Genomic DNA, 23,041 nt, shown 5'->3' with positions numbered 1-23,041 from the left:
TCTCCTTTCTTTTGTTTTAAGCAGTATAATCTACGGAATTACCGTGATCTGCCATAATCTGCGCCACAAGGGCTTCTTCCTCACTCATGACTCCGGAGAGTTCATCTAACTCATCTAAGTTGATTCTTCTAGTCTTTGGCGAAGCTTTTTCCTGCTCCTCTGCCTGTCTTTCATCCTGTTTTGCATTCTGCTCTAAGTTTTTCTCAAACTCATGACTCCCAACTGTGACTTCCACAGCATCTACCTTGACGCCTGCCTGATTCATACTCTGTTTAAGTTCTGCCATCTGTGACTCTAAGGCTTCTTTTACCAGTTCATTCTGTGTCATGATATGAGCAGATACGTTACCTTCTTTGGTTGTTACTTCGATATAAAGCTTGCCAAGATGTTCCGGATTCAACTGCATTTCCATTGTCGTCTGTGCTTCACGGACAGTAACTTTTGTAAACTCTGTCACCTGCCGGATCAGATCTAACGTATCAAGCTGTCTTGAAAATTCCGGTACAGTCTCCGGTGTTTTTGCCGCTGCCGGATCAACAGTATGCTCCTGACTCACAAATGCTGTCTGATTTGACGTGTTCCCGGATTCATTTCTGTTTCCTGTCTGCCCGTCATCTGCCTTTGTATCTGTTTCTTCCTGCATCAGGCTGTTATCCTCTGACAATGTCGTTTTTTCCTGCATATCGTCTGTATTATCTGTTTCTTCTGCCACTTCTTTTTGCAGGATAATATTGTCTTCCTGTTTTTGTATTTCCACTTCATCTGCATCTGATGCTGTCTGAACTGTTTTTTCTTCCTTCAAAACAGAATTCATCTGATTATCGTTTGCTGCGGTTTTGTCTGCATTAACATTTTCTGTTACCTGCATTTCCGGTAACTGTTCAATACCTGCCGATTCCGGAGTCGTTACAACCTGTGATGCTGCCGCAACCGTCTCAGTAAACATCTGTGATGTCATTCCAAGATCATCTAACAGATCCTGTGATAATCCGCCGATTTCATTTACAATTTCCATAAACGAATCATTGCATAACAATTCGCCGATATTTTCAGATCCTGTAAGTTCAGCTGTAAGTTGTGTAAGCTGGTTCGGCTGTATAAGATCAGCCACAGTAAGTCCCAGCTTCTGCATTGCATCCGTGATCTCTTCATCTGTCACGCCAAGTTTCTCTTTCAAAACCTGTCTAACATCCTCTTCAAATGTAGCCAGCTTTTCATCTGTATTCCCGGTCTGGATATCTGTTTTGTCTGACGGATTATTTTTTATACTGGCAGCATTATTCTGATAACGCTCATAGTTATCTGTGACACTGCTTTTCCCTGTCACAACAGACATGTTCTGTTTGCCGTTCTGTCCGCCATAACTGTATCCGTATCCAACCTGTGTTGTCATCTGGCTCATCACTTCTGCAAACTGGACTTTCAGATCTCCTTCTTTTGTACCTGTGAGTGTCTGGCTTCCCTGTCCAACAGACATGATACCGGTCACTTCTGAAACACTCGTGCTTCCCATTTTTCTTCCTCCTCTCTCTTTCGCTGCATGTACTGCCGCTTAATAATCTATTCTGAAGGCTTCATGATCTCTGTTACCTTTGCAGCGGTATCAGAACTCATTTTACCAAGAATAGCAGCTCTTGAATCTGCATCCATTCCATTTAAAATCTGTGCAACCAGCTTCAGATTATCTGTCATGGTATCAAAAATTGCTGCCGCCTCTTTCGGCTTCATGGATGAATATGTCTTGATATAATCATCAAGCTGCTCATCCTCTGCCGTCTGTGCTACCACCTGCTTATACAATACTTCTGCATTAGCAGGATCGATACTTTCATAATATTTCTTATATTCCTCAACATCCGGGGCTACATCTGAAAAAACAACATCTTCATAAAAACTCTGCTTTTCTTTTTCAAATTCTGCCTCGTTTTCCTTATATTGCTGTAACTCTGCCGACTGTGCTTCCAGCTGGCTGATATAATCTGCATTTGCAGATGATGTATTCTGGGCATCTGCCAGTTCTTTTTCCAGCTCTTTGATGCGCTCCACTGCATCTGCCATAGTGTCATATGCATAGGCACTGTCCTCTGTTGAAACTTCTTCCACCGCATCATCCGGCAAAATCTTGTTCACATAAGGAACATCCTTTAAGATCGGTGCAAGCATGCCTGAGCCAAATCCACCAACATCCCATTTGATCAAAAGTGCTATAATCGCAAGCCATACAATTATGATCAGAAGTGAGACAAAGAATACAGCCACTTTGCTTCCGCCGCTTTCTTCCTCAAGCTCATCACTATCTTCTGCCCGCTGTGTTTTTTTTGCTTTTGCCTCTTCTTTTTTTCTTTGTTTTTCTTCTTTTTTTGCAGCTTTCTTATCTACAACTTCTTCTTTTTCTTCTGCCATGTTTTCCTCCTGTCCGCTCAAACTGCCTAACTGCGCTGTCCATTATCGTGATAGGTATAACTGACAAGTTCGTCTATTTCTTTAGACTCTTCATGTAAAAGTTCCTGTTTAAATTCCTCAAAAGCTTTTTCTTTTAGTTTTTCATGTGTTTTGCGTTCAACCATTGCTTCATTTAGCTGTTTTCTTGCCAATTCAACATTGCGTTCCGCAGCATGTACATTCATCATCTGGCTGCGCTGTTTGCTTTTCATAACATCAATAGCCTGCCTACATTCACGAATTTCCAAAACATTGAGGTTTCCACTTACTAATTCCCTTGCTTTTGATTCATACCCGGCTCTCCGGATCAGAATATCCTGAAGTTTCTGCTGTTCTGTTGCCAGTTTTGCATTTGCCATACCATAGGCTGTCTTTGCCTGATTTTCCATTTTCTCTTTGATATCAAGAATGTTCTGCATTCTGTATCTGAACTTTGCCATGTCAAAAACCTTTCTTAGTTTTCAAACAGTTTTCTAAGAAGATCAATTTCCTCACTGAATTCAAATTTTTCATCGGTCTTCTGCATCAGAAATTCATTTACTGCCTGTATTTTCTGAATAGCATAATCTATTTCACGATTGGTTCCATTTTTATAGGCTCCAATATTGATCAGATCCTCTGCCTCATTATAAGTAGCCATAACATTTCTTAATTTTCCGGCAAGTTCTTTATGTTCACTTGTAGCAATTGAGCTCATAACACGGGAAATACTCTGTAAAACATCAATTGCAGGATAATGATTTTTATGTCCTAATTTTCTGGATAACATGATATGTCCATCCAGAATACTTCTCGCCGTATCTGTAATTGGTTCATTCATATCATCACCATCTACAAGTACGGTATAAAGTCCGGTAATAGATCCTTTGTCTGAGGTTCCCGCACGTTCTAGGAGTTTAGGCATTTCTGAATATACGCTCGGCGGATATCCTCTCGTTACCGGTGGTTCTCCGGATGCCAGTCCTATCTCTCTCTGCGCCATTGAAAATCGTGTCAGTGAATCCATCATCAATAGCACATCTTTTCCCTGATCTCTGAAATATTCAGCAATTGCCGTTGCTGTTTTTGCAGCTTTATTTCTGATCAGTGCAGGTTTGTCAGATGTTGCAACAATGACTACGGAACGCTTCATACCCTCTTCACCAAGATCACGTTCCACAAATTCCCTTACTTCCCTTCCACGCTCACCAATCAGTGCGATCACATTGATATCTGCTTTTGTATTTCTTGCAAACATTCCAAGCAAAGTACTTTTTCCAACACCAGATCCCGCAAAGATACCGATTCTCTGTCCTTTGCCGACTGTGATCAGACCATCGACTGCCTTAACGCCCAAAGGCAGAACCTCATCAATGATCTTTCTTGCCATCGGGTCCGGCGGCTGTGCCTCAACCGGGTAATCATATGGAACCAGCAACTCATCCACATCCGTTGGTCTCCCGATTCCATCTAAAGTGTGACCTAACAGTTCTTCTCCAACCTTTACAGTCAAAGGATGTCCTGTATTCTCTACGATACAGCCAACACCAATTCCTTCCACGCTTTCAAAAGGCATCAAAAGCAAATGTTTGTCACGGAAACCAACCACTTCAGCCATCGTCGAAAGATTTTGTTCCCGATCGATAATGATGCGGCACAGATCATTCAGTTTTGCATTTGGTCCTACAGATTCAATCGTAAGACCAACAATCTTTGTCACCTTGCCCAGACGGTTAAAATATGTCTTGTCAGCAAGCTGAAGATATTTATCAAATGTATACATTCTGCCGCCTCACTTTTAAGAACACAAGGATCTGATATCTTTCATCAGATTATCAAGCTGCACATCCAGACTGCAGTCAAAGATTCCCGAATCGGTTTCTATAACACATGCATTTTCATCCAGCGTATAATCAGGAACGATCTCCAATTCTATATCATGACCCACATAATCTAATATATTTTCTTTATGTTCCTCCAGAAATGAGACATTGTCGCCTGCCACTTTGATCCGGAAACGCTTTTCATCCTCTATATTGGCAATAGCATTATCGATCAGATGAAGCAGGATCTCCTTTTTGCCATCAAACTGGACATGAAAAACTTTATTAAACACATCCAATATTACATCCACCAGTTCTCTTTCCATATTTTTGTGTTTTTCCTGGTAGGAATTCTGCAATTGTGCCTTTTTCCGCTGCTGTTCCTGTTCTAATTGCTGTTTTTTCTGGTCATACTCCTGTTCTAATGTACTCTGTCCTTCCAGATATCCCTGTTTCTTTGCTTTCTCGCGTATCGTTTCTGCTTCTTGTCTTGCATCGTCAATCAGCACATCCGCCTGTGCCCTCGCCTGCGAAAGTATCTGTTCCGCTTTTTCATTTGCAGCAGACATATCCTGTTCCGGTTCTTCTACAGGGATCACATTATCTGTTTTTTCAGTAATGATTCCCTCCGCAAAACCATCCGATCCTACCGGCCGTGCTTCTTTCGGCTGTGCCTCTTTTATGATGTTTTGTTTCAGAAATTCCTGCATATGATCATTTGAATTGATCACCCTCGCATTCTGACTCTCTGTATGTACGAACCATGGTTTGTAAAGATTAGACAACGATCTCGTCACCTCCGCCTCTGGAGATTACGATTTCTCCAGAATCCTCTAATTTACGAATAACACTGACAACTTTCTGCTGAGCCTCCTCAACATCCTTCATACGGACAGGACCCATAAACTCCATATCCTCTTTGATCATTGCTGCCAGACGTTTTGAAAGATTCTTAAAGATAACATTCTGTACTTCCTCATTTGCAGCCTTAAGTGCAACACCAAGATCTGCATTATCGACATCGCGGAGTACACGCTGGATTGCACGGTCATCAAGCAGCAAGATATCCTCGAATACAAACATCTTCTTGCGGATCTCGTCTGCCAGTTCCGGTTCTTCGATCTCTAAAGACTCCATGATATGTTTCTCTGTCGTACGGTCTACCGTATTTAAAATATTTACGATTGCATCCACACCACCAACAATCGTGTAGTCCTGATTGACAAGTGAAGAAAGTTTCTTTTCCAAAACACGCTCTACCTCTTTAATCACATCCGGTGATGTACGATCCATCATTGCAATACGTTTTGCAACATCCGCCTGTTTTTCCGGTGGAAGTGCCCCGATCACAAGTGCCGCCTGCGCGGATGTCAGATATGATAAGATCATGGCAATTGTCTGTGGATGTTCATCCTGGATAAAGTTCAGTAACTGGCTTGGATCTGTTTTCCGCACAAATTCAAACGGACGTACCTGCAATGATGCTGTAAGTTTCGTAATAACTTCCTGTGCCTTTTCCTCACCAAGAGCTTTGTCCAGCAGTTCTTTTGCATATCCAATACCGCCTTCAGCAATATACTGCTGTGCAAGGCAGATCTGATAAAATTCATTTAAGACATCTTCCTTAACCTGCGGTGAAACGCTTCTGGTATTTGCGATTTCAAGTGTCAGCTCTTCAATTTCATCTTCTTTTAAATGTTTAAAAATATCAGCAGACCGCTCCGGTCCTAAGGCAATCAAAAGAATCGCCGCCTTTTGTATTCCAGTATAATCCTGTGTATTTGTTGCCATACCTTATTCCCACTCCTCGTTCAACCAGTTGCGCAATAATGAAGCTGCCGCCTCTGGATTATCTTCCACAAATTTTTCGATCAGGATACGGGTCTCAGACTTCTCATTGTATCCAATATCCTGCATTTCTTCCTGGCTCTCTTTTGTTGATTCAAGCAGGCTCTCAACAGAAAGCTCCGGTTCGATCTCTGCGGTTTTCTCTTTTCTGGTGCTGCGGAATACCACATAACCAAGAAGAAGAAGGATCAGAACCACAAGCACAATCTGTAAATAATCGGAAGCACTTCTTCCACCGGAAGAATACTGGAAAACCGGTTCTTCCTGCGCAATGATCGTAATCTTATCAGTCGGGATTCCTGTTGCATTAGAGATCATTGTAATGTATTCCTGATCAACCGTGATCGGTGTCGGGTCACTGTTTGCTGCAACATACTCATCAAACGTCATATTTTCCAGTGCTCCGGATGCACGCAATGTATCTTCATCATAGATACGATATTTTGTTGCCACCAGAGAAACAGAAGAACTTGCATAATCAACAGTTCCTCCATTGGAAGATTTCTTTGTTACTTTCTCATTATTCTGATAATTGGTTGTTGTATCTGTAACTGTACTGTGTGTGTAATTATTATCTTCGATTACATAAGAAGTATCATCATTGGAATCTGTTCCAGGTGTTGCAGCCGCGCCACCTTCTGAATCTGATTCATACTCGCTCTTGCTGCCAACCATACCATTCGTCTGTCCGTCTGGTGCGTAATATTCATGGGTTGCCTCTTCCGATGTGTCAAAATCCATCACGAGTTCCGGTGCCACTTCCACATGATCAAACAGGGAAGATCCAACCATAACATCTTTTACTTTGCTTTTTACAAGATTTTCTGCCTTTGATTTTACTGAAAGCTGACTGTTTGCTGTTCCTATCGAAGTATCAGAAGAATCTCCCGAAAATAAAACATTGGAATTAGAATCTAAAATCTGAATATTATCTGTATTTTTATTACCAAGCTGTGTTGCTATGTATTTTGCAAGACCTGCGGCCTGATCTTCATCCATATCTCCACTTAAGGTAAGAATGACTGCGGCATATGAATCCTGATCTTTTGCAAGAATTGTTCCATCATCATTCGGAATATCGAGAGTAACAGAAGCGCTTTCAACATTTGACAGTGTCTCTAACTGTTCTGCGAAATATTTCTGCAGATAAACTTTATATTTTTTTGTTTTATCTGCCTCAGTTGAGCTGAATCCGCCCTCAAAAACATTATCGATTGAAGCTCCCTGACTCGGAATGTCATTCTTGCCGAGCAGGATAGACGCAGCTGCTTCATCCTTCGCATCTACATAAAAGATCAGACCATCCTGAGACATCTGATATGAAATGCTTTCACCATCCAGCAGATCTTTTACTGTACCAGCTTCCGCTGTTGTCTGACATTCATGCAGCGTAACCATATTGGGTTTGCTCACAACTGCTGCCAGTATTGCCAGTGCAACAAGGATTACTGCCACAATACTGATCAGTAATGCTTTCTGCTTTGTATTGAATTTTTTCCACCACTCTGTAATCTTATTTAATATATTCTGCACCTGTTCCGGCATGTTATCTGACTCCATTCATTAAATTTGCATATTCATGATCTCTTTATATGCATCCAACATTTTATCCCTTACTGCTGTTGTATACTGAAGTGCTGTAAGCGCTTTCTTTGCTGCAACCTGCATATCATGCGGATTGTCTGCCTTCCCAAGGGCAAATTCTATCTGAGCAGCCTCTGCATCATTCTGCAAATCACTTGTTTCTGTCAACACATTCATTGCTGAATCAAGTACTGACTGGAAACTGTCATCTGAAGTATTTACGAGTCTGTTCTGTTCTGCTACTTTTTCAATATAATCTGATGTAATCCCTGTCAACGAAGTAATGTCCATTTACCGTCATTCCTTTCCTTATTTGCTGATGTTGAGTGCAGCCTGTACCATACTTTTTGTTGCATCAAATGCTGTTGTATTCGCCTCATATGCTCTCGTTGCATCAATCAGGTTCGTCATTTCAGCTACTGTATTAACATTCGGATATGTAACATAACCGTTTTCATCTGCATCCGGATGAGATGGGTCATAAACCATGCGCATTTCTGTCTCATCATCTTCTTTTACAGATGTTACTTTTACACCATTTCCAACCGCTCTCGCTCTTGCCGTCTCATAATACTGTGAAAAAGGTGTTTCTGTCTTTTCCGCAAATGTAACAATCTTTCTCCGGTACGGTGTCCCATCTTCCGTTCTTGTTGTATTAATATTTGCAATATTCTGTGCAATCGTATCCATACGGAAGCGTTCTGCTGTCATACCACTTGCACTGATATCAAATGCCTGAAATAATCCCATATAATTTCCATCCTTTGTTTCTTTTTATTCTTTTATTTTAAGACTGTCTGCATTCTTGAGAAATTGTTTGTTATCGCTGTCGTCAATAGCTGATATCTCAATGATTCAGAAGCCAGCTCCGCATTTTCCGTGTTTTCATCCACATTATTACGGTCAAGACGGTATGAATAATTTGCCGCATCCGTATAAGATGTCGCTGTAAGTTTTCCAAGATTCTGGTTCAATTCTCTTACCTTCTTATCAAGGCTGCTGTATTTTGTCTTACCGAGTGCCTTTTGTAATACAGATTCAAAATCAACATCCTGTCTCTTGTATCCAGGTGTGTCGATATTTGCAATATTATTAGTGATAACATTCTCACGCATCCAGCTTGCATCAGCCGCTTTATCAAGTATATTTGTATAGTCAAATGCATTCGTTGTAAACATTCTGTTGCTCCTTTCATGCACTATTTTCTACATTATTCTATTTTATTATAAAATATCTCAAAAAAAACACAAGAGTTTTTTACTTTTTTTCGTTGTTTTTCCCCGTATCTTGTATTATTTTACGATTTCGTGTACAACAATTTGTTCTGATTCTTCATAATTCTCTTTTTTTTCGACATTTTTTGCATCTTTTAGCGAACATGTTGCCAGAATGCTGTAAAAAGCACCCTCATAAAAAAAGAATTTGTCACGTTTTTCAAATAGCGTAACAAATTCCTTTTCATTTAACTATTCTTATGATTCTCTTTCTTTATCTTGTCTAGTTCATCAAACACAACATCATTCAATACCTTGATGTATGTTCCTTTCATTCCGGATGATCTCGATTCGATCACACCTGCACTTTCAAACTTGCGAAGTGCGTTTACGATCACCGATCTTGTAATTCCAACACGGTCTGCTATCTTACTTGCAACAAGGATTCCTTCTTTGCCGTCCATCTCATCAAAAATATGTGTGATTGCTTCTAATTCTGAAAAAGATAATGTACTGATCGCAGATTTTACAATCTGTACCTTTCTTGTTTCTTCTGCATTTTCTTCATTTACAGAACGCATCATTTCAAGTCCGACCACAGTTGTTCCATATTCGCTCAATATAATATCATCTATATCATACTGACGGTTCTCACGGTATACAAACAATGTTCCAAGCCGTTCTCCGGCAATATCAATTGGTGTAATGATCGCTGTATATTTTTTTACATCATCCACAAATCCCAATGTTTCAAGATTAACATTCTCTTTTGTGGACAGGATTCCAAGCAAACGTTCATTTAAAAGCGGATCAATAAAACCTCCTACTTCATCCACGATCAATTCATTGATCTCTTCGACGCCCTGTCTTACTCCGGTTCCAAGTACTTTTCCTTTTTTACTGATGACAAGGATATTTGATTCCAGTATTTCTTTTAATACGTCGCATATATCATTAAATACTACTTTGGATGAATTATTATTGTGAAGCAATTTATTGATTTTTCTTGTTTTATCCAACAACTGAACGCTCATAATGCGTGCCTCCTGACTACATATATGTCTTTCATGATGTACTATATTTTATCACGTCAATTCTGAAAATTCAATATTCTTAATATATTCTTCCTAAAATTATTTCATTATTCGGAATCTTTTTCAACATTTTTACGATCTGTCACATAACCGCACTGTTCATCTGCACACACAATCTTATTTCCTTTGACTACCATGTACCCGCCACATTTCGGACATTTTTCTGCAACAGGTCTTGACCAGCTCATAAAATCACATTCCGGATTATCCTCGCAGCCGAAATATTTTCTTCCTTTTTTCGTTTTGCGAAGTACAACTTCCTTACCGCACTTCGGACATGCAACTCCAATCTTTTCGAGATAAGGTTTTGTATTGCGGCATTCCGGGAATCCCGGACATGCAAGGAACTTGCCATGCGGACCATATTTTACTACCATATTTCTGCCGCAGACATCACAGATAACATCTGTCACTTCATCTTCTATCTTTACTTTTTCCAGATCCTTCTGCGCTGCCTTCACAGCTTCATCCAGATCCGGATAGAAATTACGTACCACTGTTTTCCAGTTTACATTGCCTTCTTCAACACCATCAAGCAGCGATTCCATGTTTGCGGTAAAATGTTCGTCTACAATGCTTGGAAATGATTCCTTCATAATCTGATTGACCACTTCTCCAAGTTCCGTCACATATAAATTTTTCGCTTCCTTAACAATATATCGTCTTCCTAGCAGTGTCGTGATTGTCGGTGAATAAGTACTCGGACGTCCTATTCCCAGCTCCTCTAATGTTTTTACCAGTGATGCCTCTGTATAGTGGGCCGGTGGCTGGGTAAAATGCTGTTTTTCATCAAACTCTTTTAATCCAAGCACTGTATTCTCATCAATAGAGCCTACCAGGACATTATTCTCTGCCTTTTCATCATCATCGCTTGTATACACTGACATAAATCCGTCAAATACAATTTTAGAAGCAGATACTGTAAACTGGTATTTTCCTGCTCCAATTTTTACATTTGTTGTCTCATAAACCGCCTGTGACATTCTGCTTGCCGCAAAACGTTTCCAGATCAACTGGTACAGGCGGAACTGATCTCTCGATAACGACTCTTTCACCATGACAGGTGTACGATTGATATCAGACGGACGGATCGCCTCATGCGCATCCTGAATTTTGGCTCCATTCTTCTTTGCTGTTTTTTCACCGGCAATATAGTTTTCACCATAATTTCCAGCAATATATTCCCGCGCCTGTGCATCTGCCTCTTCTGAAATTCGTACAGAGTCTGTTCTTAAGTAAGTGATAAGACCAACCGTTCCCTGACCTTTGACATCCACACCTTCATACAACTGCTGTGCAATACGCATTGTTTTTGAAATCGGAAAATTAAGTGCCTTAGATGCTTCCTGTTGTAACGTACTGGTTGTAAACGGTAATGGAGCTTTTTTTACACGTTCTCCTTTTTTTACCTCTAAAATGTGAAACTCTTCTTTCTGCATCTCTGCCATGATGCGGTCTGCCTGCTCTTTACTGGAAATTGTAACTTTTCCATTCTCATCTCCATAAAATTTGGCGAGCAATGCCTTTTTTTCACCTTTTACAGACAGTTCTGCATCCAGTGTCCAGTATTCTTCCGGAATGAATGCATTAATCTCATCCTCCCGGTCACAGATAATGCGAAGCGCAACTGACTGGACACGTCCGGCACTAAGTCCTCTTTTTACTTTTGCCCATAGCAGTGGACTGATCTCATATCCCACCAGACGATCCAGAATTCGTCTGGTCTGCTGTGCATCTACAAGATTCATGTCAATCTGGCGCGGTTCTTTTAACGAAGCCTTCACTGCATTCTGCGTAATCTCATTAAAAGTAATTCTCTGTGCATTTTTATCATCCAGCTTCAGTGCCTGGCTCAAATGCCATGAAATCGCCTCTCCCTCACGATCGGGGTCAGTTGCAAGATAAACTTTATCTGCTTTTTTTGCTTCCTTTCGCAGTTTTGCCAGGATATCTCCCTTTCCGCGGATCGTAATATATTTGGGTTCAAAATCATTCTCTGTATCAATTCCCATCTGGCTTTTTGGCAGATCTCTCACATGTCCGTTCGATGCCACTACCTCATAATTTTTTCCCAGAAATTTTTTAATTGTCTTTACCTTTGCGGGCGACTCCACAATAACAAGATACTTTGCCATGCATCCATCTCCTTTTATTCATGACAATAGAGCAGTGTACAAAACGTGCCATCTATTGTTTCTGACAGCAGCTCTGTTCCATTTGTGCAGATTGCTGTGTCTAAGAATTTCTTTCATATTTTTCTGATATAGTAATTTTTAACTGTCTCGGTAATAAAACCTTTTTGCAAAAGTCTGGCAAGTATGTCCATTATGTCCGGTACTAATATACCAGTCTTCTCCAAGAGTTCCCCGACGTTTTTCGGTCGTAAACTTAGACAACTATACACCAGTCGCTCATCTTTTTCAAGTAATAAATTTTTTAAATTATCTTCTCCGGTATTTATCTCCCCCTGTAATTCAATTTCTTTTAAGAATTCATCTACATCAGAAATAATACCTGCCCCCTGCCGTATCAGATTATTGCATCCCCCGCTAAGCGCATCATATATACGTCCCGGCACCGCATATATGTCTCTCCCCTGTTCTAACGCATAATCCGCCGTAATAAGCGAACCACTCTTTATTTTTGCCTCAACAACAACCACCACATCCGCAAGTCCTGCAATGATCCGGTTCCTTGCAGGAAAAAGCGGCGCAGACGGATTTGTCCCCGGCGGATATTCTGAGATGACCGCACCATTTTTTTCAAGTATCTCCTGGTATATTCTAATATTTGATCTTGGATAACAGATATCTACCCCACACCCTAATACTGCACATGTATATCCATTTTTCTCAAGTGCACCCGCATGTCCGCCACCATCAACCCCGGATGCCATGCCGCTTACAACCCATGCACCTGATTCTGCTATTTTTCCTGCTATTTTTTCTGCCACTGATCTGCCGTAAGCAGAACAGCGGCGTGCACCAACGATCGCCACTGTCTTTTTATTCCACTCTGCCGGCATATTCCCTTTCACATAAATGCTATATGGTGCATCCGGGATTGTGGCAAGACGTTCTGGGAACAGCTGTTCCTCTCTGGATAAAAACCAGATTCCTTGTTCTATCATCCCCTCAAACATTGCATCATAATCTTTTTTTCTGCTCTCTAAGATCCTCGCAGCATGTTTTTCCGTCACGCCAGGGATCAGAAGAAGCTGTTTTTCTGTCAGTCCATAAATCTCCCTCGCACTTCCTGCTGCGGCAATCAGCCTATTTCTGGTGCGTATTCCGACTTCCGGAATATTTGAGAGCCAGTACGCATAATTTATCACCCTATACCTCCCAGAACTTCTTATCAATATTTCTATAACAGATCGCCTCATTTAAATGCCGCATTTTTATCTGTTCACTTTCTTCCATATCTGCCAGTGTGCGTGCCACACGCAGTATTTTATGATAAGTCCGTGCTGTCAGATCTAATTTGTTATACATCCGTTCCATGTAAGTTTCCTGTTTTTTATCAAGTTTACAATACTCAAAAATCTTAGAAGACGGAATATGACTGTTAAAGCAGAACTCTTCTCCACAGTAACGCATTTTCTGTATCTCTTGTGTCCGTATAACGCGTTTTCTGATTTCTTCTGACCGTTCACTTTTTCCGGTATTGTAAAGATCCTTAAATCCGATCGGCGGCACTTCCACACATATATCAATCCGGTCTAAAAGCGGTCTGCTTATCTTCCTCAGATACCGGTTAATCGCTGCCGATGTGCAGGTACATCTCTGCATATCCGGGTAATACCCGCATTTACAGGGATTCATCGCAGCCACAAGCATAAAATCAGCCGGATATTCATAGCTCGCATTCAGTCTTGCGATACATATTTTTTTATCCTCCATCGGCTGTCTTAATATTTCCAGAGTATCATTTTGAAATTCTGTCAGTTCATCTAAAAACAAGATTCCCTTATGTGCCAGCGAAATTTCCCCCGGTTTCGGCAATGCACCTCCACCTGCAAGTCCCTGCGGTGTGATCGTATGATGTGGTGCACGGAACGGTCTTTTCTGCATCAATCCTCTTTTATGTTCTAAAAGTCCGCAAACACTGTATATTTTAGAAAGCTCCATCCGTTCTTCTGCATTTAAGGGCGGCAGGATTTCAGGAATCCGTTCTGCAATCATTGTTTTTCCTGCACCCGGAGACCCCATCAAAAGCAGATTATGCATTCCTGAAACAGCCGTTTCACAGGCACGTTTCACTAATATCTGTCCATATACATCTGCAAAATCCAATGCCTTTCCTGCCTGTATTTCTTCTATATTATATGGCTCATTATAATATTCCCCTTTTCCATTTAAAACCGTAACAGCTTCCGCAAGATCTTTTACGGCAAACACCTGCATGTCCGCTACCAGCGCTGCCTCACTTGCATTTTCCCATGGAACCATGCATTTCTTCATACCTCGTTCTTTTGCCTCCGCGACCATTGGCAGAACTCCATTTACTGGCTGTACTTTTCCATTCAGCCCGACCTCTCCTGTTACAAAGTATTCTCCGACCAGTTCCTGTCTGACATAGCCAAATGCGGTAAGGACCGCAACTGCAACCGGAAGATCAAATCCAGATCCGGATTTCCGGATGTTAGCAGGTGTAAAGTTGATCGTAATATGTTTTGGAGTCAATGCATAGCCACAGTTTTTCAGTGCCGTGCGCACTCTCTCTTTTGCTTCCTGTACCTCTGAAGCAAGAAATCCTACCATTTCAAACACAGGCATGCCATCGCTCACATCTGCTTCCACAGAAATCGGCACACTTTGGATTCCGTGTATGATCGCTGTTGATACAATACTATACAACGTATTCCTCCTTTTTATTCATTTTTCTGATTCATCTGATTCTTACAGCAGAAATGCTGCAGTTGATTTTTACTGACATATGCACACGACAACCTGTGCATAGAAACACTGAGCAATTCCATACCCAGCTTCTAAGACCTGATATAAATCCGAACATAAGGCGGCGACATCCGCCGTCGCCTAAGTATAACACATTCATAGTAAGAAATACAACCTTATTCGCAAAAACTTTTTTTCAATTTATCCAATGCTTTTTTTTCAATACGTGACACGTATGAACGTGAGATTCCAACTGCAGAAGCAATTTCTCTCTGCGTCATCTCCTTATTTCCAAAAAGTCCATAACGATGTACAATAATAAACAATTCTCTTTCCTGTAACACTTTAGGAACCAGCCCAAGCAGCTTTTCAATCTGCCTTGTATGTTCTAACAGTTCCACAACATCCGGTTCTTCACTCTCCACAATATCAAGCAGATGGATCTGATTTCCCTCTTTATCCATACCGATAGGTTCATATAACGATACTTCACGCGACACTTTCTTCTTTGCCCGAAAATACATCAGAAGTTCATTATCGATACATCTGGCTGCATAGGTTGCCAGCCTGCTCCCATAATCTTCTTTATACGTTGCAATTGCCTTCATCAGTCCTATCGTTCCAATCGAGATCAGATCCTCCATATCTTCTTCCGAGTTCTGATATTTTTTTGCCACATGCGCAACCAGACGCATATTGTGAAGTGTCAGTTCGTTTTTTGCTTCAAGGCTACCTTTTTTTAATTTTTTCAGGCATTCGTTTTCCTGCTCTGGCGTAAGTGGAGATAAGAATGTTTTCAAAACGCACCTTAAAAGCTTTATTGATACATTCTATGTTTTTGCCAGGTTGTGCGTGCTTTTCCCCATTTATTTTTTCAAAGTTTTATTATATAATGACCATATGATTCGAAAATTTAATTACCGGATAGAGCCGGAATATGATTCTTTCAGCATTCGTGAGTATCTCTCTCTAAAAGGATATCCAAATGCTGTTTTCGTACAACTGAAAAAGACACCCGAAAGCGTCCTGTTAAACGGGGAATGGGCTTACATGCGCACACGTATATCTGCCGGCGACGAACTTTTTATCCACCTGGAAGAAAACACATCCTCCGCACATATTCTGCCAGTTTCCCTGCCGCTTTCCATCTGTTATGAAGACGAGGACATCCTTGCTGTGGATAAACCGGCATATATGCCCATCCACCCGTCCCTCAACCACTACGACCATACACTTGCGAATGCTGTATGTGGCTATTATAACGACCAGAATATCCCTTATACATTCCGCTGTGTCAATCGTCTCGACCGTGACACAACCGGGCTGACCCTCATTGCAAAGCACATGTTAAGTTCTGCTATATTAAGTACCGCAGCAGCCAGACGCGAGATATCAAGGGAATATATCGCCATTGTCTCCGGAAAAACACCTGAATCTGGAACGATCGATGCTCCGATCGGACGCGTGGATGGATCGACGATCGAACGCCAGATCGACTATAAAAACGGAGAACGTGCCGTCACACATTATGAACGCCTTGCTTATCACGATGGTTTATCTCTGCTGTCGTTGCATTTAGAGACCGGTCGTACACACCAGATCCGCGTTCACTTAAAATCGATCGGTCATCCACTGATCGGGGATTTTCTTTATAATCCAACAGATAAAACAATAAAGCGGCAGGCTCTTCACTCCTACCGCTTAACATTTTCACATCCTATCACAGGCGGGCTGCTCGTTCTCACTGCTCCTCTTCCAGACGATATGCACTGCCTTTTTCCAGATTTTTCCTGAAATTAATGAGGTATTCTTTCTCATAAGGAACCTTTCCTTTTAATACCTCATATTTCAGAAAATGATTTACTTCATCTTCCCCTTTTACTGCCAGCATAACCAGTAAAAGTTCTAACATCGCTTTCGTGTCCTCATTTAAAATATAATGCTGTCTGCCTTTTAAATAGTACTGAAGCGGGCTGTCCGGTCTGAATTTATCCCGCTGATAATTCTTTGATGCTGAAACACGATCCACATACATCTCCGCCACATACTGAATCGGCATCTTCATACCACAGATCCCACGATGCGGTTTCTGACCATCTCTCCCATCACCAACACCATAATCCATCCAGTATTCCATATGGTGCTTATTTCTTCCCTTATGGTGAAGCCATGCCGAAGAATATCCTTTATCTTCACGTTCTGCATTATTAGGGCTCATCGTTCCCTGATAATATTTACATCCTACTAAAAATTCTGTCGGCGTATACTTTGACATGTCATGCAATAATCCCTGTTTATAAAGTCCGATTTTAAAACAGCCTGCCCGGACTAAATTTTTGTGATGCAGGATCGTACATAAATGTTTCCATGCCTTTATCATATTCTTTTACCCTCTTTACTACTTTTATATTCCAATTACAATGTTGATTGACTGCCCTTCGATTGCCAAAAGATGCTGATCTTCGAGGAGTCTCTTTTCCGGCAGAAATGAATTTTCCACTGCCGTAGTCATCAGAAGATACCATTTTTTATTTTGCGGAAGTTTTGGCAGTGCAAGATGCGACAGACCACTGTGAAAATTATAACCAATATAGATATAATCATCCGGTGCCTGATCTGACTTCTTCTCATATTCGCCGCAATAGAGCATTCCCGCAGCCTGTCTGTCAGCCGGTATTGAAGAAATCCATGCATTCTCCCCATGATAGGAAAGATCCGGGAATCCTTTCCGCCCATAATCGCTTAGCTCCATCGGATGATCCGAAGCAATGATCGGATGTTCCCTGCGGAAACCTGCAAGTTTTTTCACAAATTCATACAGCCAGCTTTCTTTTGTTTGTTTTTTCCAATTCAGCCAGCCTGTCTTATTGTCCTGACAATACGCATTGTTATTGCCCTGCTGTGAATTTAAAAATTCGTCTCCTCCCAGAACCAGTGGAACTCCCTGTGCCAAAAACTCCATGGTCAATGCATTTCTGACCTGTTTTTTCCGCAAATTATCTATATATCTTTTTCTCGTATTTCCCTCTGCGCCGCAATTACTGCTGTAATTGAAGCAATTTCCATCGCAGTTATCCTCACCATTTTCCAAATTATGCTTTTCGCAGTAGGAAAACAGATCCCACAAGGTAAATCCGTTATTATTTGTAATGTAATTGACAAAACCTTCCACACTGTTTTGCTTTCTCTGCTGACAGAAAAGCTCGTTAAGACTGCCTTCCATATGATTCAGCATTTTCCTTGCCGGATACAGATATTCATCACTATATACATATAAATGATGATATTTCTTTGTATTTTCCAACAGGATCGGATCAAAGTGCGTATAAAATAACTTCGTTCTGCTAAGCAGAAGATCCTGCGCTGCTGCTGTAACCGGCAGTGCATCCCCCTGCAGATGAAATCCATCTACATGATATTCCCGTACCCAGAACCGCAGTGCATCCAGAATCACATTCTGATTCATCCCAGGTGCGAAATAAAATTCCATCACACATTCCATTCCATTCTGATGTAATGTGCGCACCATCTCCCGAAACTCAGACGCAGCATCTATACTGCTGCTGTAAGAAGCCTTTGGAGCAAAATAGTTGCCCGGAACATATCCCCAATAATTAATTTTTTTCTCCAGCTGTACTATTTCCGGTTTGATCAGATCATCGCTCTGGCTGTCCCACTTCAGATAATCCGGCAGCGTCATTTTCTTTGGTATTATCTGCTCTTCAAACTCATAAGCAGGCATTAGCTCTATTGTCGTAACACCCAGTGCCTTCAGATACGGGATTTTGTCTGCGACTGCACGAAATGTCCCCCTCTCTTTTCTCGGACAGGATGCATCATCCATGGAGAAGCCACGCACATGCAGTTTATACATAACCATCTGCTGTCGTTTAATCTCCGGCTGTCTGTCATTTCCCCAGTCAAACGGCTGCGGATATGCACCGCCACAGATAAAATAATCATTCTCACTGCGGGTTTTATCGTTCCATTTTTCTCTGCCTATAATACGGGTCGCATAGGTATCCGTAATGATTTTTCCATTTATCTCGTAATTGTATCTTAAATTTTTCCATAACTTGCCGGCTACAGCTACAGAACGTACTGATCCGCGGCAATATTCTTCCGGTACAGGAATTCTGCAGACAGGCTCTGCTTTTTTCCCATAAAAAAGAATGCTGCAGTTTTCTTCTTTTTCCCCTTCAAATGTGAAAATAACTGCATCATTCTTTTTCTGTGCTCCTAATTTTTCGTAATCGCCTTCTCTGATCGTGTAATCCATGCTGTCTGCCACCTTTTCTATCGTACCCCGGTATTTTTTCTATAATAAAATAGTATACCTTTTTTTTTACATTTTGTATAGAAAAATATGTTCAATCACACCCGATTATGTTATGATGTCTTTGTCTTTATTAGGACCATTACAAAAAAGAGAGGTATCGGCATGAGTGATTTTAACCAGAACAATGACGATGAAGATATCGTTGTAACCCTTGATCTTGACGACGGAAGTCAGGTAGAATGTGAGATTCTTACCATTTTTACTGTTGGCGAACGTGATTACATTGCACTTCTCCCACTCGATGAAAATGGCGAGGAGAACGAGGAAGGCGAAGTATTTATTTATCGTTATTCTGAGGACAGTGAAGGCAATCCTTCCCTTGATAATATCGAGGATGATGATGAATACGAAGCTGTATCCGACCGTTTTGACGAGCTTTTAGATGAAGCAGCCTTTGAGGAAATGGATGATTAGTTCTGAGCTTCTTTGATGAAGCGCGAAATTTCTGCATCTTTATGGTTCAGTTGTTTTACCGAAAAAAGATGCAGATTTTTTTTTGCACGCGTCATCCCTACATAAAACATCCTTCGCTCTTCTTCTATTTCCTGTTCTAACACTGCTTTTTTGTATGGCATAACTCCTTCATTGACGTCAATGATGTATACATTCTCATATTCTAACCCTTTTGCACTATGCAATGTTGCTAACGCAACACTGTTTGGATTCTGGTTCTGCACACGATAAAATTCTTTTAACTCTTTCGTATAATTTTCAATGTGGTCAAACCAGGCATCATAGGTCTTATACTCTCTTGCAGCATCTAACAGTTCATCTAAAACATCAAACAGATCATCCGCCTTAATTCTTCTGTAATCCGCATATTCTGTACAGAATTCGTCATAGCCAACCGCCTTCCTTATGTAATTGATTGCCGCATAAGGGCTTAAATGCTCTAACATATGGATATCACCCTCAAGTTTTTCAATACGCTTTGCCACCCACGGCTGTTCCTCATAGTACCATTCCCATACATCAAATGCCACCGTCTCCTCGTCTAATGATTCCCTGCTGATATAGCGTTTGGGCCGGTTCATGATCTGCAGGAAATCCCTTCTTTCCCTGCTTCCCATCGCAATTCTTATATATGCAAAGATATCTTTTGCAATCCAGTGTTCATATAAATTTGGTACAGTGTCTCTTGTCCGGAATGGTATATTATATTCCATCAACTGCTCCATCAGAAGTCTCGGCTGCGTATTGGTACGGAAAAGTACTGCAAATTCCTCATATTTTGCCCCTCTTTCCACTGCCTCCTGAATATCCCAGATAATACGCGCATTTTCTTTGCGCTGGCTTTCAAACTGCTGCCACTCGATCGGAATGTCTCCCTGGTCAGCAGCTTCGATTTTTTTCGTAAAGCGTTCTTTATTGTGACTGATAAGACAGCCGGCACTTGCCACAATATTTTTTGTCGAACGGTAATTCACATCCAAAAGAACAGTCTCCGCTTCCGGATAATCATCTTTAAAATGCAGCATGATTTCCGGTTTTGCGCCGCGGAAACGATAGATTGACTGGTCATCGTCTCCCACGATAAACAGATTTTTACGCTCTCCTGCCAGCATTTTTATAATATCATACTGAATCCGGTTGATATCCTGGAACTCATCAATCAAAATATAGCGGTATTTATTCTGCCACGCCGCAAGGATATCGGGGCGCTGCTCAAAAAGTTCTTTCGTGTATACCAGCATATCATCAAAATCGATCAGTCTGTTTTTATACAAAAACTCATGATATTCACGGTACACCTTCCGGAACACAGTTTCCGCACAGTTTTTCGAATAATAATTTGCGATCTGTATTCCTGAATTTTTGACCAGACTGATCTCCCCCAGCAAGGAAGTGATAAATTCCGTCTCATCCTCATAGGTCAGATGTTCCTTCGCTATGATCTCTCTCATACACTGATAGCGTTGTTCCTCTCTCGCAATATTATCCGCACTGTAATTATATGCATGCTTTAAGATTGCAAAATAAACCGCATGGAATGTACCAAATGTTACCGGACATGATCTGTTCATCTTCCGCTGAAACCTGCGTTTCATCTCTGTTGCCGCAGCTTTTGTAAATGTGATAACAAGAATCTGCGCCGGATCTATCCCACACTCTTCGATCAGATATTTCGTGCGTTCCGTAATTACAAGGGTTTTTCCGGAACCTGGTCCGGCGAGAACGAGCATGGGTCCATTTTTATGATGGATTGCCCGTGTCTGTGATGCATTAAAGCTCATAGATTACCTCAATTCATAGATTTGAAACGGCAGGGAAATTTAAAATCTCCCTGCCTGTCAAAAAATCTTACTGTTCTAACAATTCAATACCCTTTTTGATGCGCGCGATGGATTCTTCTTTTCCAAGCACTTCCATCAGTTCTGTTGCACCACCCGGCGTCATCTGCTTACCAGAAACAGCGGTACGGATCGGCCACATTACATAGCCATTCTTCACGCCAGTCTCTTCTACATATTTCAATAATGTTGCATACAATGCGTCATTGCTGTAATCTTCCTGTGCTTCTAACAGTGGAAGTACATCCTTTAATACCTTTAAAGATGTTTCTGCGTTTGTTTTCATCTTCTTGTGCGTGTACATTGCCACATCATATTCCGGAAGCGCCTCAAAGAAATCAATATGCTCTTTGATATCCGGGAATACCTCGATTCTGGTCTTTACCATTGCTGCAATTTTCTTTAAATCAAGATCCTTTGTAATCACCTCGCGGATATATGGCTCTGCTTTTTCATAGAAGCTGTCAAAATCCATAGCTTTGATGTATTCACCATTCATCCATTTTAATTTTGTATAATCAAAAACCGCCGGTGATTTGCTGATTCTGTGGTAATCAAATTCTTTGATCAGCTCATCTAAGGTAAAAATTTCTCTGTTATCTTCCGGACTCCAGCCAAGCAGTGAGATATAGTTTACAACTGCTTCACTTAAAAATCCCTGCTCTAACAAATCTTCAAAAGAAGAATGTCCGCTTCTCTTAGAAAGTTTCTTGTGGTTTTCATCCGTGATCAGCGGCAGATGGATGTAAACCGGTGATTCCCAGCCAAATGCATCATACAGACGCTGATATTTTGGCGAAGAGGAAAGATACTCATTTCCACGTACCACATGTGTGATGTTCATGGTATGATCGTCAACCACGTTTGCAAAATTATAGGTTGGATATCCGTCAGATTTGATCAGGATCATATCGTCAAGCTCAGCATTATCTACCGTAATATCTCCGTACAGTTCATCATGAAATGTTGTTGTTCCTTCATTTGGAATATTCTGACGGATTACAAATGGTTTGCCAGCAGCAAGATTTGCTTCTACTTCTTCTTTGCTCAGATGCAGGCAGTGTTTATCATACATCATGATCTCTTTACCATCCACCTCTGTTTTTAAAGACTCTAAACGCTCCTTATCACAGAAGCAGTAATATGCCTCGCCTTTTTCGACCAGTTCTTTTGCATATTTCATATAGATACCAGTCTTCATACGCTCACTCTGTACGTATGGACCATAACCGCCATCTTTATCTGGTCCCTCATCATGTACTAAGCCTGTCTCCTCTAAGGTATGATATATAATATCAACTGCACCTTCTACAAAGCGCTCCTGATCCGTATCCTCGATACGAAGCATAAAGTCGCCGCCTGCATGTTTTGCGATCAAAAATTCATATAATGCAGAACGCAGATTTCCCACATGCATTCTTCCTGTCGGACTTGGTGCAAATCTTGTTCTTACTTTGCTCATTTTTTATTTTCCTCCTGTATTCTCATTTTCCATCTTTATGATCCGGAAAAGATTTTCAAATTTCAAA

21 protein-coding genes are annotated in these 23,041 nt (G+C 41.1%); 2 read left to right on the top strand and 19 right to left on the bottom strand.

Going from position 1 to position 23,041, the window contains the following annotated elements; translation table 11 throughout:
• Positions 1-16 precede the first annotated feature (16 nt).
• The 15 genes from ACDD58_RS13810 to sigK all read right to left on the bottom strand — a co-directional run bounded on the left by ACDD58_RS13810 (position 17) and on the right by sigK (position 15,682).
• Positions 17-1,513, bottom strand: coding sequence for a flagellar hook-length control protein FliK (locus ACDD58_RS13810; protein ID WP_370778025.1), 1,497 nt, complete (start codon positions 1,511-1,513; stop codon positions 17-19).
• 47 nt (positions 1,514-1,560) lie between these two features.
• Positions 1,561-2,403, bottom strand: coding sequence for a MotE family protein (locus ACDD58_RS13805; RefSeq protein WP_117921776.1), 843 nt, complete (start codon positions 2,401-2,403; stop codon positions 1,561-1,563).
• A 26-nt stretch (positions 2,404-2,429) separates the two neighbouring features.
• A complete protein-coding gene (fliJ, locus tag ACDD58_RS13800) occupies positions 2,430-2,882 on the bottom strand; it encodes a flagellar export protein FliJ (protein ID WP_117921774.1) in 453 nt (150 codons plus the stop codon).
• Positions 2,883-2,896: 14 nt separating this feature from the next.
• Positions 2,897-4,204: a flagellar protein export ATPase FliI gene (fliI, locus tag ACDD58_RS13795; RefSeq protein WP_186898854.1), complete on the bottom strand. Its 1,308-nt coding sequence runs from the start codon at positions 4,202-4,204 to the stop codon at positions 2,897-2,899.
• A gap of 15 nt (positions 4,205-4,219) precedes the next feature.
• Entirely contained in the window at positions 4,220-5,029 is an 810-nt protein-coding gene (locus ACDD58_RS13790) for a FliH/SctL family protein (RefSeq protein WP_370778022.1), read from the bottom strand.
• On the bottom strand, positions 5,022-6,035 hold the full coding sequence (gene fliG, locus ACDD58_RS13785) for a flagellar motor switch protein FliG (protein WP_117921770.1): 1,014 nt from the start codon (positions 6,033-6,035) through the stop codon (positions 5,022-5,024). The genes ACDD58_RS13790 and fliG overlap by 8 nt, the downstream gene beginning before the upstream one ends.
• 3 nt (positions 6,036-6,038) lie before the next feature.
• Positions 6,039-7,637: a flagellar basal-body MS-ring/collar protein FliF gene (gene fliF / locus ACDD58_RS13780; protein ID WP_243006879.1), complete on the bottom strand. Its 1,599-nt coding sequence runs from the start codon at positions 7,635-7,637 to the stop codon at positions 6,039-6,041.
• Between the two features lie 18 nt (positions 7,638-7,655).
• The gene (fliE, locus tag ACDD58_RS13775; protein ID WP_117921765.1) at positions 7,656-7,967 is read right to left on the bottom strand and encodes a flagellar hook-basal body complex protein FliE; all 312 of its coding nucleotides are present in this window, start codon (positions 7,965-7,967) and stop codon (positions 7,656-7,658) included.
• 18 nt (positions 7,968-7,985) lie between these two features.
• Positions 7,986-8,426, bottom strand: a complete 441-nt coding sequence (gene flgC, locus ACDD58_RS13770) for a flagellar basal body rod protein FlgC (protein ID WP_370778019.1) — start codon at positions 8,424-8,426, stop codon at positions 7,986-7,988.
• Positions 8,427-8,458: 32 nt separating this feature from the next.
• Positions 8,459-8,854 (bottom strand): flagellar basal body rod protein FlgB, encoded by a 396-nt coding sequence (gene flgB / locus ACDD58_RS13765; RefSeq protein ID WP_117921763.1) that lies wholly within the window; start codon positions 8,852-8,854, stop codon positions 8,459-8,461.
• 284 nt (positions 8,855-9,138) lie between these two features.
• Positions 9,139-9,924, bottom strand: a complete 786-nt coding sequence (gene codY / locus ACDD58_RS13760; protein WP_118208938.1) for a GTP-sensing pleiotropic transcriptional regulator CodY — start codon at positions 9,922-9,924, stop codon at positions 9,139-9,141.
• Between the two features lie 107 nt (positions 9,925-10,031).
• The gene (topA, locus tag ACDD58_RS13755; RefSeq protein WP_370778016.1) at positions 10,032-12,119 is read right to left on the bottom strand and encodes a type I DNA topoisomerase; all 2,088 of its coding nucleotides are present in this window, start codon (positions 12,117-12,119) and stop codon (positions 10,032-10,034) included.
• Between the two features lie 113 nt (positions 12,120-12,232).
• Positions 12,233-13,318, bottom strand: coding sequence for a DNA-processing protein DprA (dprA, locus tag ACDD58_RS13750; RefSeq protein ID WP_370778014.1), 1,086 nt, complete (start codon positions 13,316-13,318; stop codon positions 12,233-12,235).
• A gap of 1 nt (position 13,319) precedes the next feature.
• Positions 13,320-14,843 (bottom strand): YifB family Mg chelatase-like AAA ATPase, encoded by a 1,524-nt coding sequence (locus ACDD58_RS13745; RefSeq protein ID WP_370778012.1) that lies wholly within the window; start codon positions 14,841-14,843, stop codon positions 13,320-13,322.
• Between the two features lie 215 nt (positions 14,844-15,058).
• Positions 15,059-15,682, bottom strand: coding sequence for an RNA polymerase sporulation sigma factor SigK (sigK, locus tag ACDD58_RS13740; RefSeq protein ID WP_117921753.1), 624 nt, complete (start codon positions 15,680-15,682; stop codon positions 15,059-15,061).
• A gap of 100 nt (positions 15,683-15,782) precedes the next feature.
• On the opposite strand from sigK, the gene ACDD58_RS13735 reads away from it, so the two are divergent.
• Entirely contained in the window at positions 15,783-16,676 is an 894-nt protein-coding gene (locus tag ACDD58_RS13735) for an RluA family pseudouridine synthase (RefSeq protein ID WP_118209038.1), read from the top strand.
• On the opposite strand, the gene ACDD58_RS13730 is transcribed toward ACDD58_RS13735, so the two are convergent.
• Both ACDD58_RS13730 and ACDD58_RS13725 read right to left on the bottom strand, forming a co-directional pair.
• Positions 16,624-17,262, bottom strand: a complete 639-nt coding sequence (locus ACDD58_RS13730) for a DUF5662 family protein (RefSeq protein WP_117921752.1) — start codon at positions 17,260-17,262, stop codon at positions 16,624-16,626. The two genes, ACDD58_RS13735 and ACDD58_RS13730, sit on opposite strands and share 53 nt — an antisense overlap.
• A 24-nt stretch (positions 17,263-17,286) precedes the next feature.
• A complete protein-coding gene (locus ACDD58_RS13725) occupies positions 17,287-19,161 on the bottom strand; it encodes a glycogen operon protein GlgX (RefSeq protein WP_370778009.1) in 1,875 nt (624 codons plus the stop codon).
• Between the two features lie 162 nt (positions 19,162-19,323).
• Between ACDD58_RS13725 and ACDD58_RS13720 the strand changes: the two genes are divergently transcribed.
• Positions 19,324-19,635, top strand: a complete 312-nt coding sequence (locus tag ACDD58_RS13720; protein ID WP_117921748.1) for a DUF1292 domain-containing protein — start codon at positions 19,324-19,326, stop codon at positions 19,633-19,635.
• On the opposite strand, the gene ACDD58_RS13715 is transcribed toward ACDD58_RS13720, so the two are convergent.
• Entirely contained in the window at positions 19,632-21,455 is a 1,824-nt protein-coding gene (locus tag ACDD58_RS13715) for an ATP-dependent helicase (protein ID WP_118208942.1), read from the bottom strand. The genes ACDD58_RS13720 and ACDD58_RS13715 overlap by 4 nt on opposite strands.
• A 67-nt stretch (positions 21,456-21,522) precedes the next feature.
• Positions 21,523-22,974 (bottom strand): glutamate--tRNA ligase, encoded by a 1,452-nt coding sequence (gene gltX, locus ACDD58_RS13710; protein WP_015520425.1) that lies wholly within the window; start codon positions 22,972-22,974, stop codon positions 21,523-21,525.
• Between the last annotated feature and the right edge of the window lie 67 nt (positions 22,975-23,041).

This window comes from Roseburia sp. (assembly GCF_041325975.1).
GTDB classification, from domain to species: domain Bacteria; phylum Bacillota; class Clostridia; order Lachnospirales; family Lachnospiraceae; genus Roseburia; species Roseburia rectibacter.
This window is presented reverse-complemented; position numbering and strand designations above follow the sequence as displayed.

Coding starts and splice junctions, on each gene's coding strand:
- ACDD58_RS13810 (WP_370778025.1), bottom strand. CDS start 1,513: ATGGGAAGCACGAGTGTTTCAGAAGTGACCGGTATCATGTCTGTTGGA.
- ACDD58_RS13805 (WP_117921776.1), bottom strand. CDS start 2,403: ATGGCAGAAGAAAAAGAAGAAGTTGTAGATAAGAAAGCTGCAAAAAAA.
- fliJ (WP_117921774.1), bottom strand. CDS start 2,882: ATGGCAAAGTTCAGATACAGAATGCAGAACATTCTTGATATCAAAGAG.
- fliI (WP_186898854.1), bottom strand. CDS start 4,204: ATGTATACATTTGATAAATATCTTCAGCTTGCTGACAAGACATATTTT.
- fliG (WP_117921770.1), bottom strand. CDS start 6,035: ATGGCAACAAATACACAGGATTATACTGGAATACAAAAGGCGGCGATT.
- fliF (WP_243006879.1), bottom strand. CDS start 7,637: ATGCCGGAACAGGTGCAGAATATATTAAATAAGATTACAGAGTGGTGG.
- fliE (WP_117921765.1), bottom strand. CDS start 7,967: ATGGACATTACTTCGTTGACAGGGATTACATCAGATTATATTGAAAAA.
- flgC (WP_370778019.1), bottom strand. CDS start 8,426: ATGGGATTATTTCAGGCATTTGATATCAGTGCAAGTGGTATGACAGCA.
- flgB (WP_117921763.1), bottom strand. CDS start 8,854: ATGTTTACAACGAATGCATTTGACTATACAAATATACTTGATAAAGCG.
- codY (WP_118208938.1), bottom strand. CDS start 9,924: ATGAGCGTTCAGTTGTTGGATAAAACAAGAAAAATCAATAAATTGCTT.
- topA (WP_370778016.1), bottom strand. CDS start 12,119: ATGGCAAAGTATCTTGTTATTGTGGAGTCGCCCGCAAAGGTAAAGACA.
- ACDD58_RS13735 (WP_118209038.1), top strand. CDS start 15,783: ATGATTCGAAAATTTAATTACCGGATAGAGCCGGAATATGATTCTTTC.
- ACDD58_RS13730 (WP_117921752.1), bottom strand. CDS start 17,262: ATGATAAAGGCATGGAAACATTTATGTACGATCCTGCATCACAAAAAT.
- ACDD58_RS13725 (WP_370778009.1), bottom strand. CDS start 19,161: ATGGATTACACGATCAGAGAAGGCGATTACGAAAAATTAGGAGCACAG.
- ACDD58_RS13720 (WP_117921748.1), top strand. CDS start 19,324: ATGAGTGATTTTAACCAGAACAATGACGATGAAGATATCGTTGTAACC.
- ACDD58_RS13715 (WP_118208942.1), bottom strand. CDS start 21,455: ATGAGCTTTAATGCATCACAGACACGGGCAATCCATCATAAAAATGGA.
- gltX (WP_015520425.1), bottom strand. CDS start 22,974: ATGAGCAAAGTAAGAACAAGATTTGCACCAAGTCCGACAGGAAGAATG.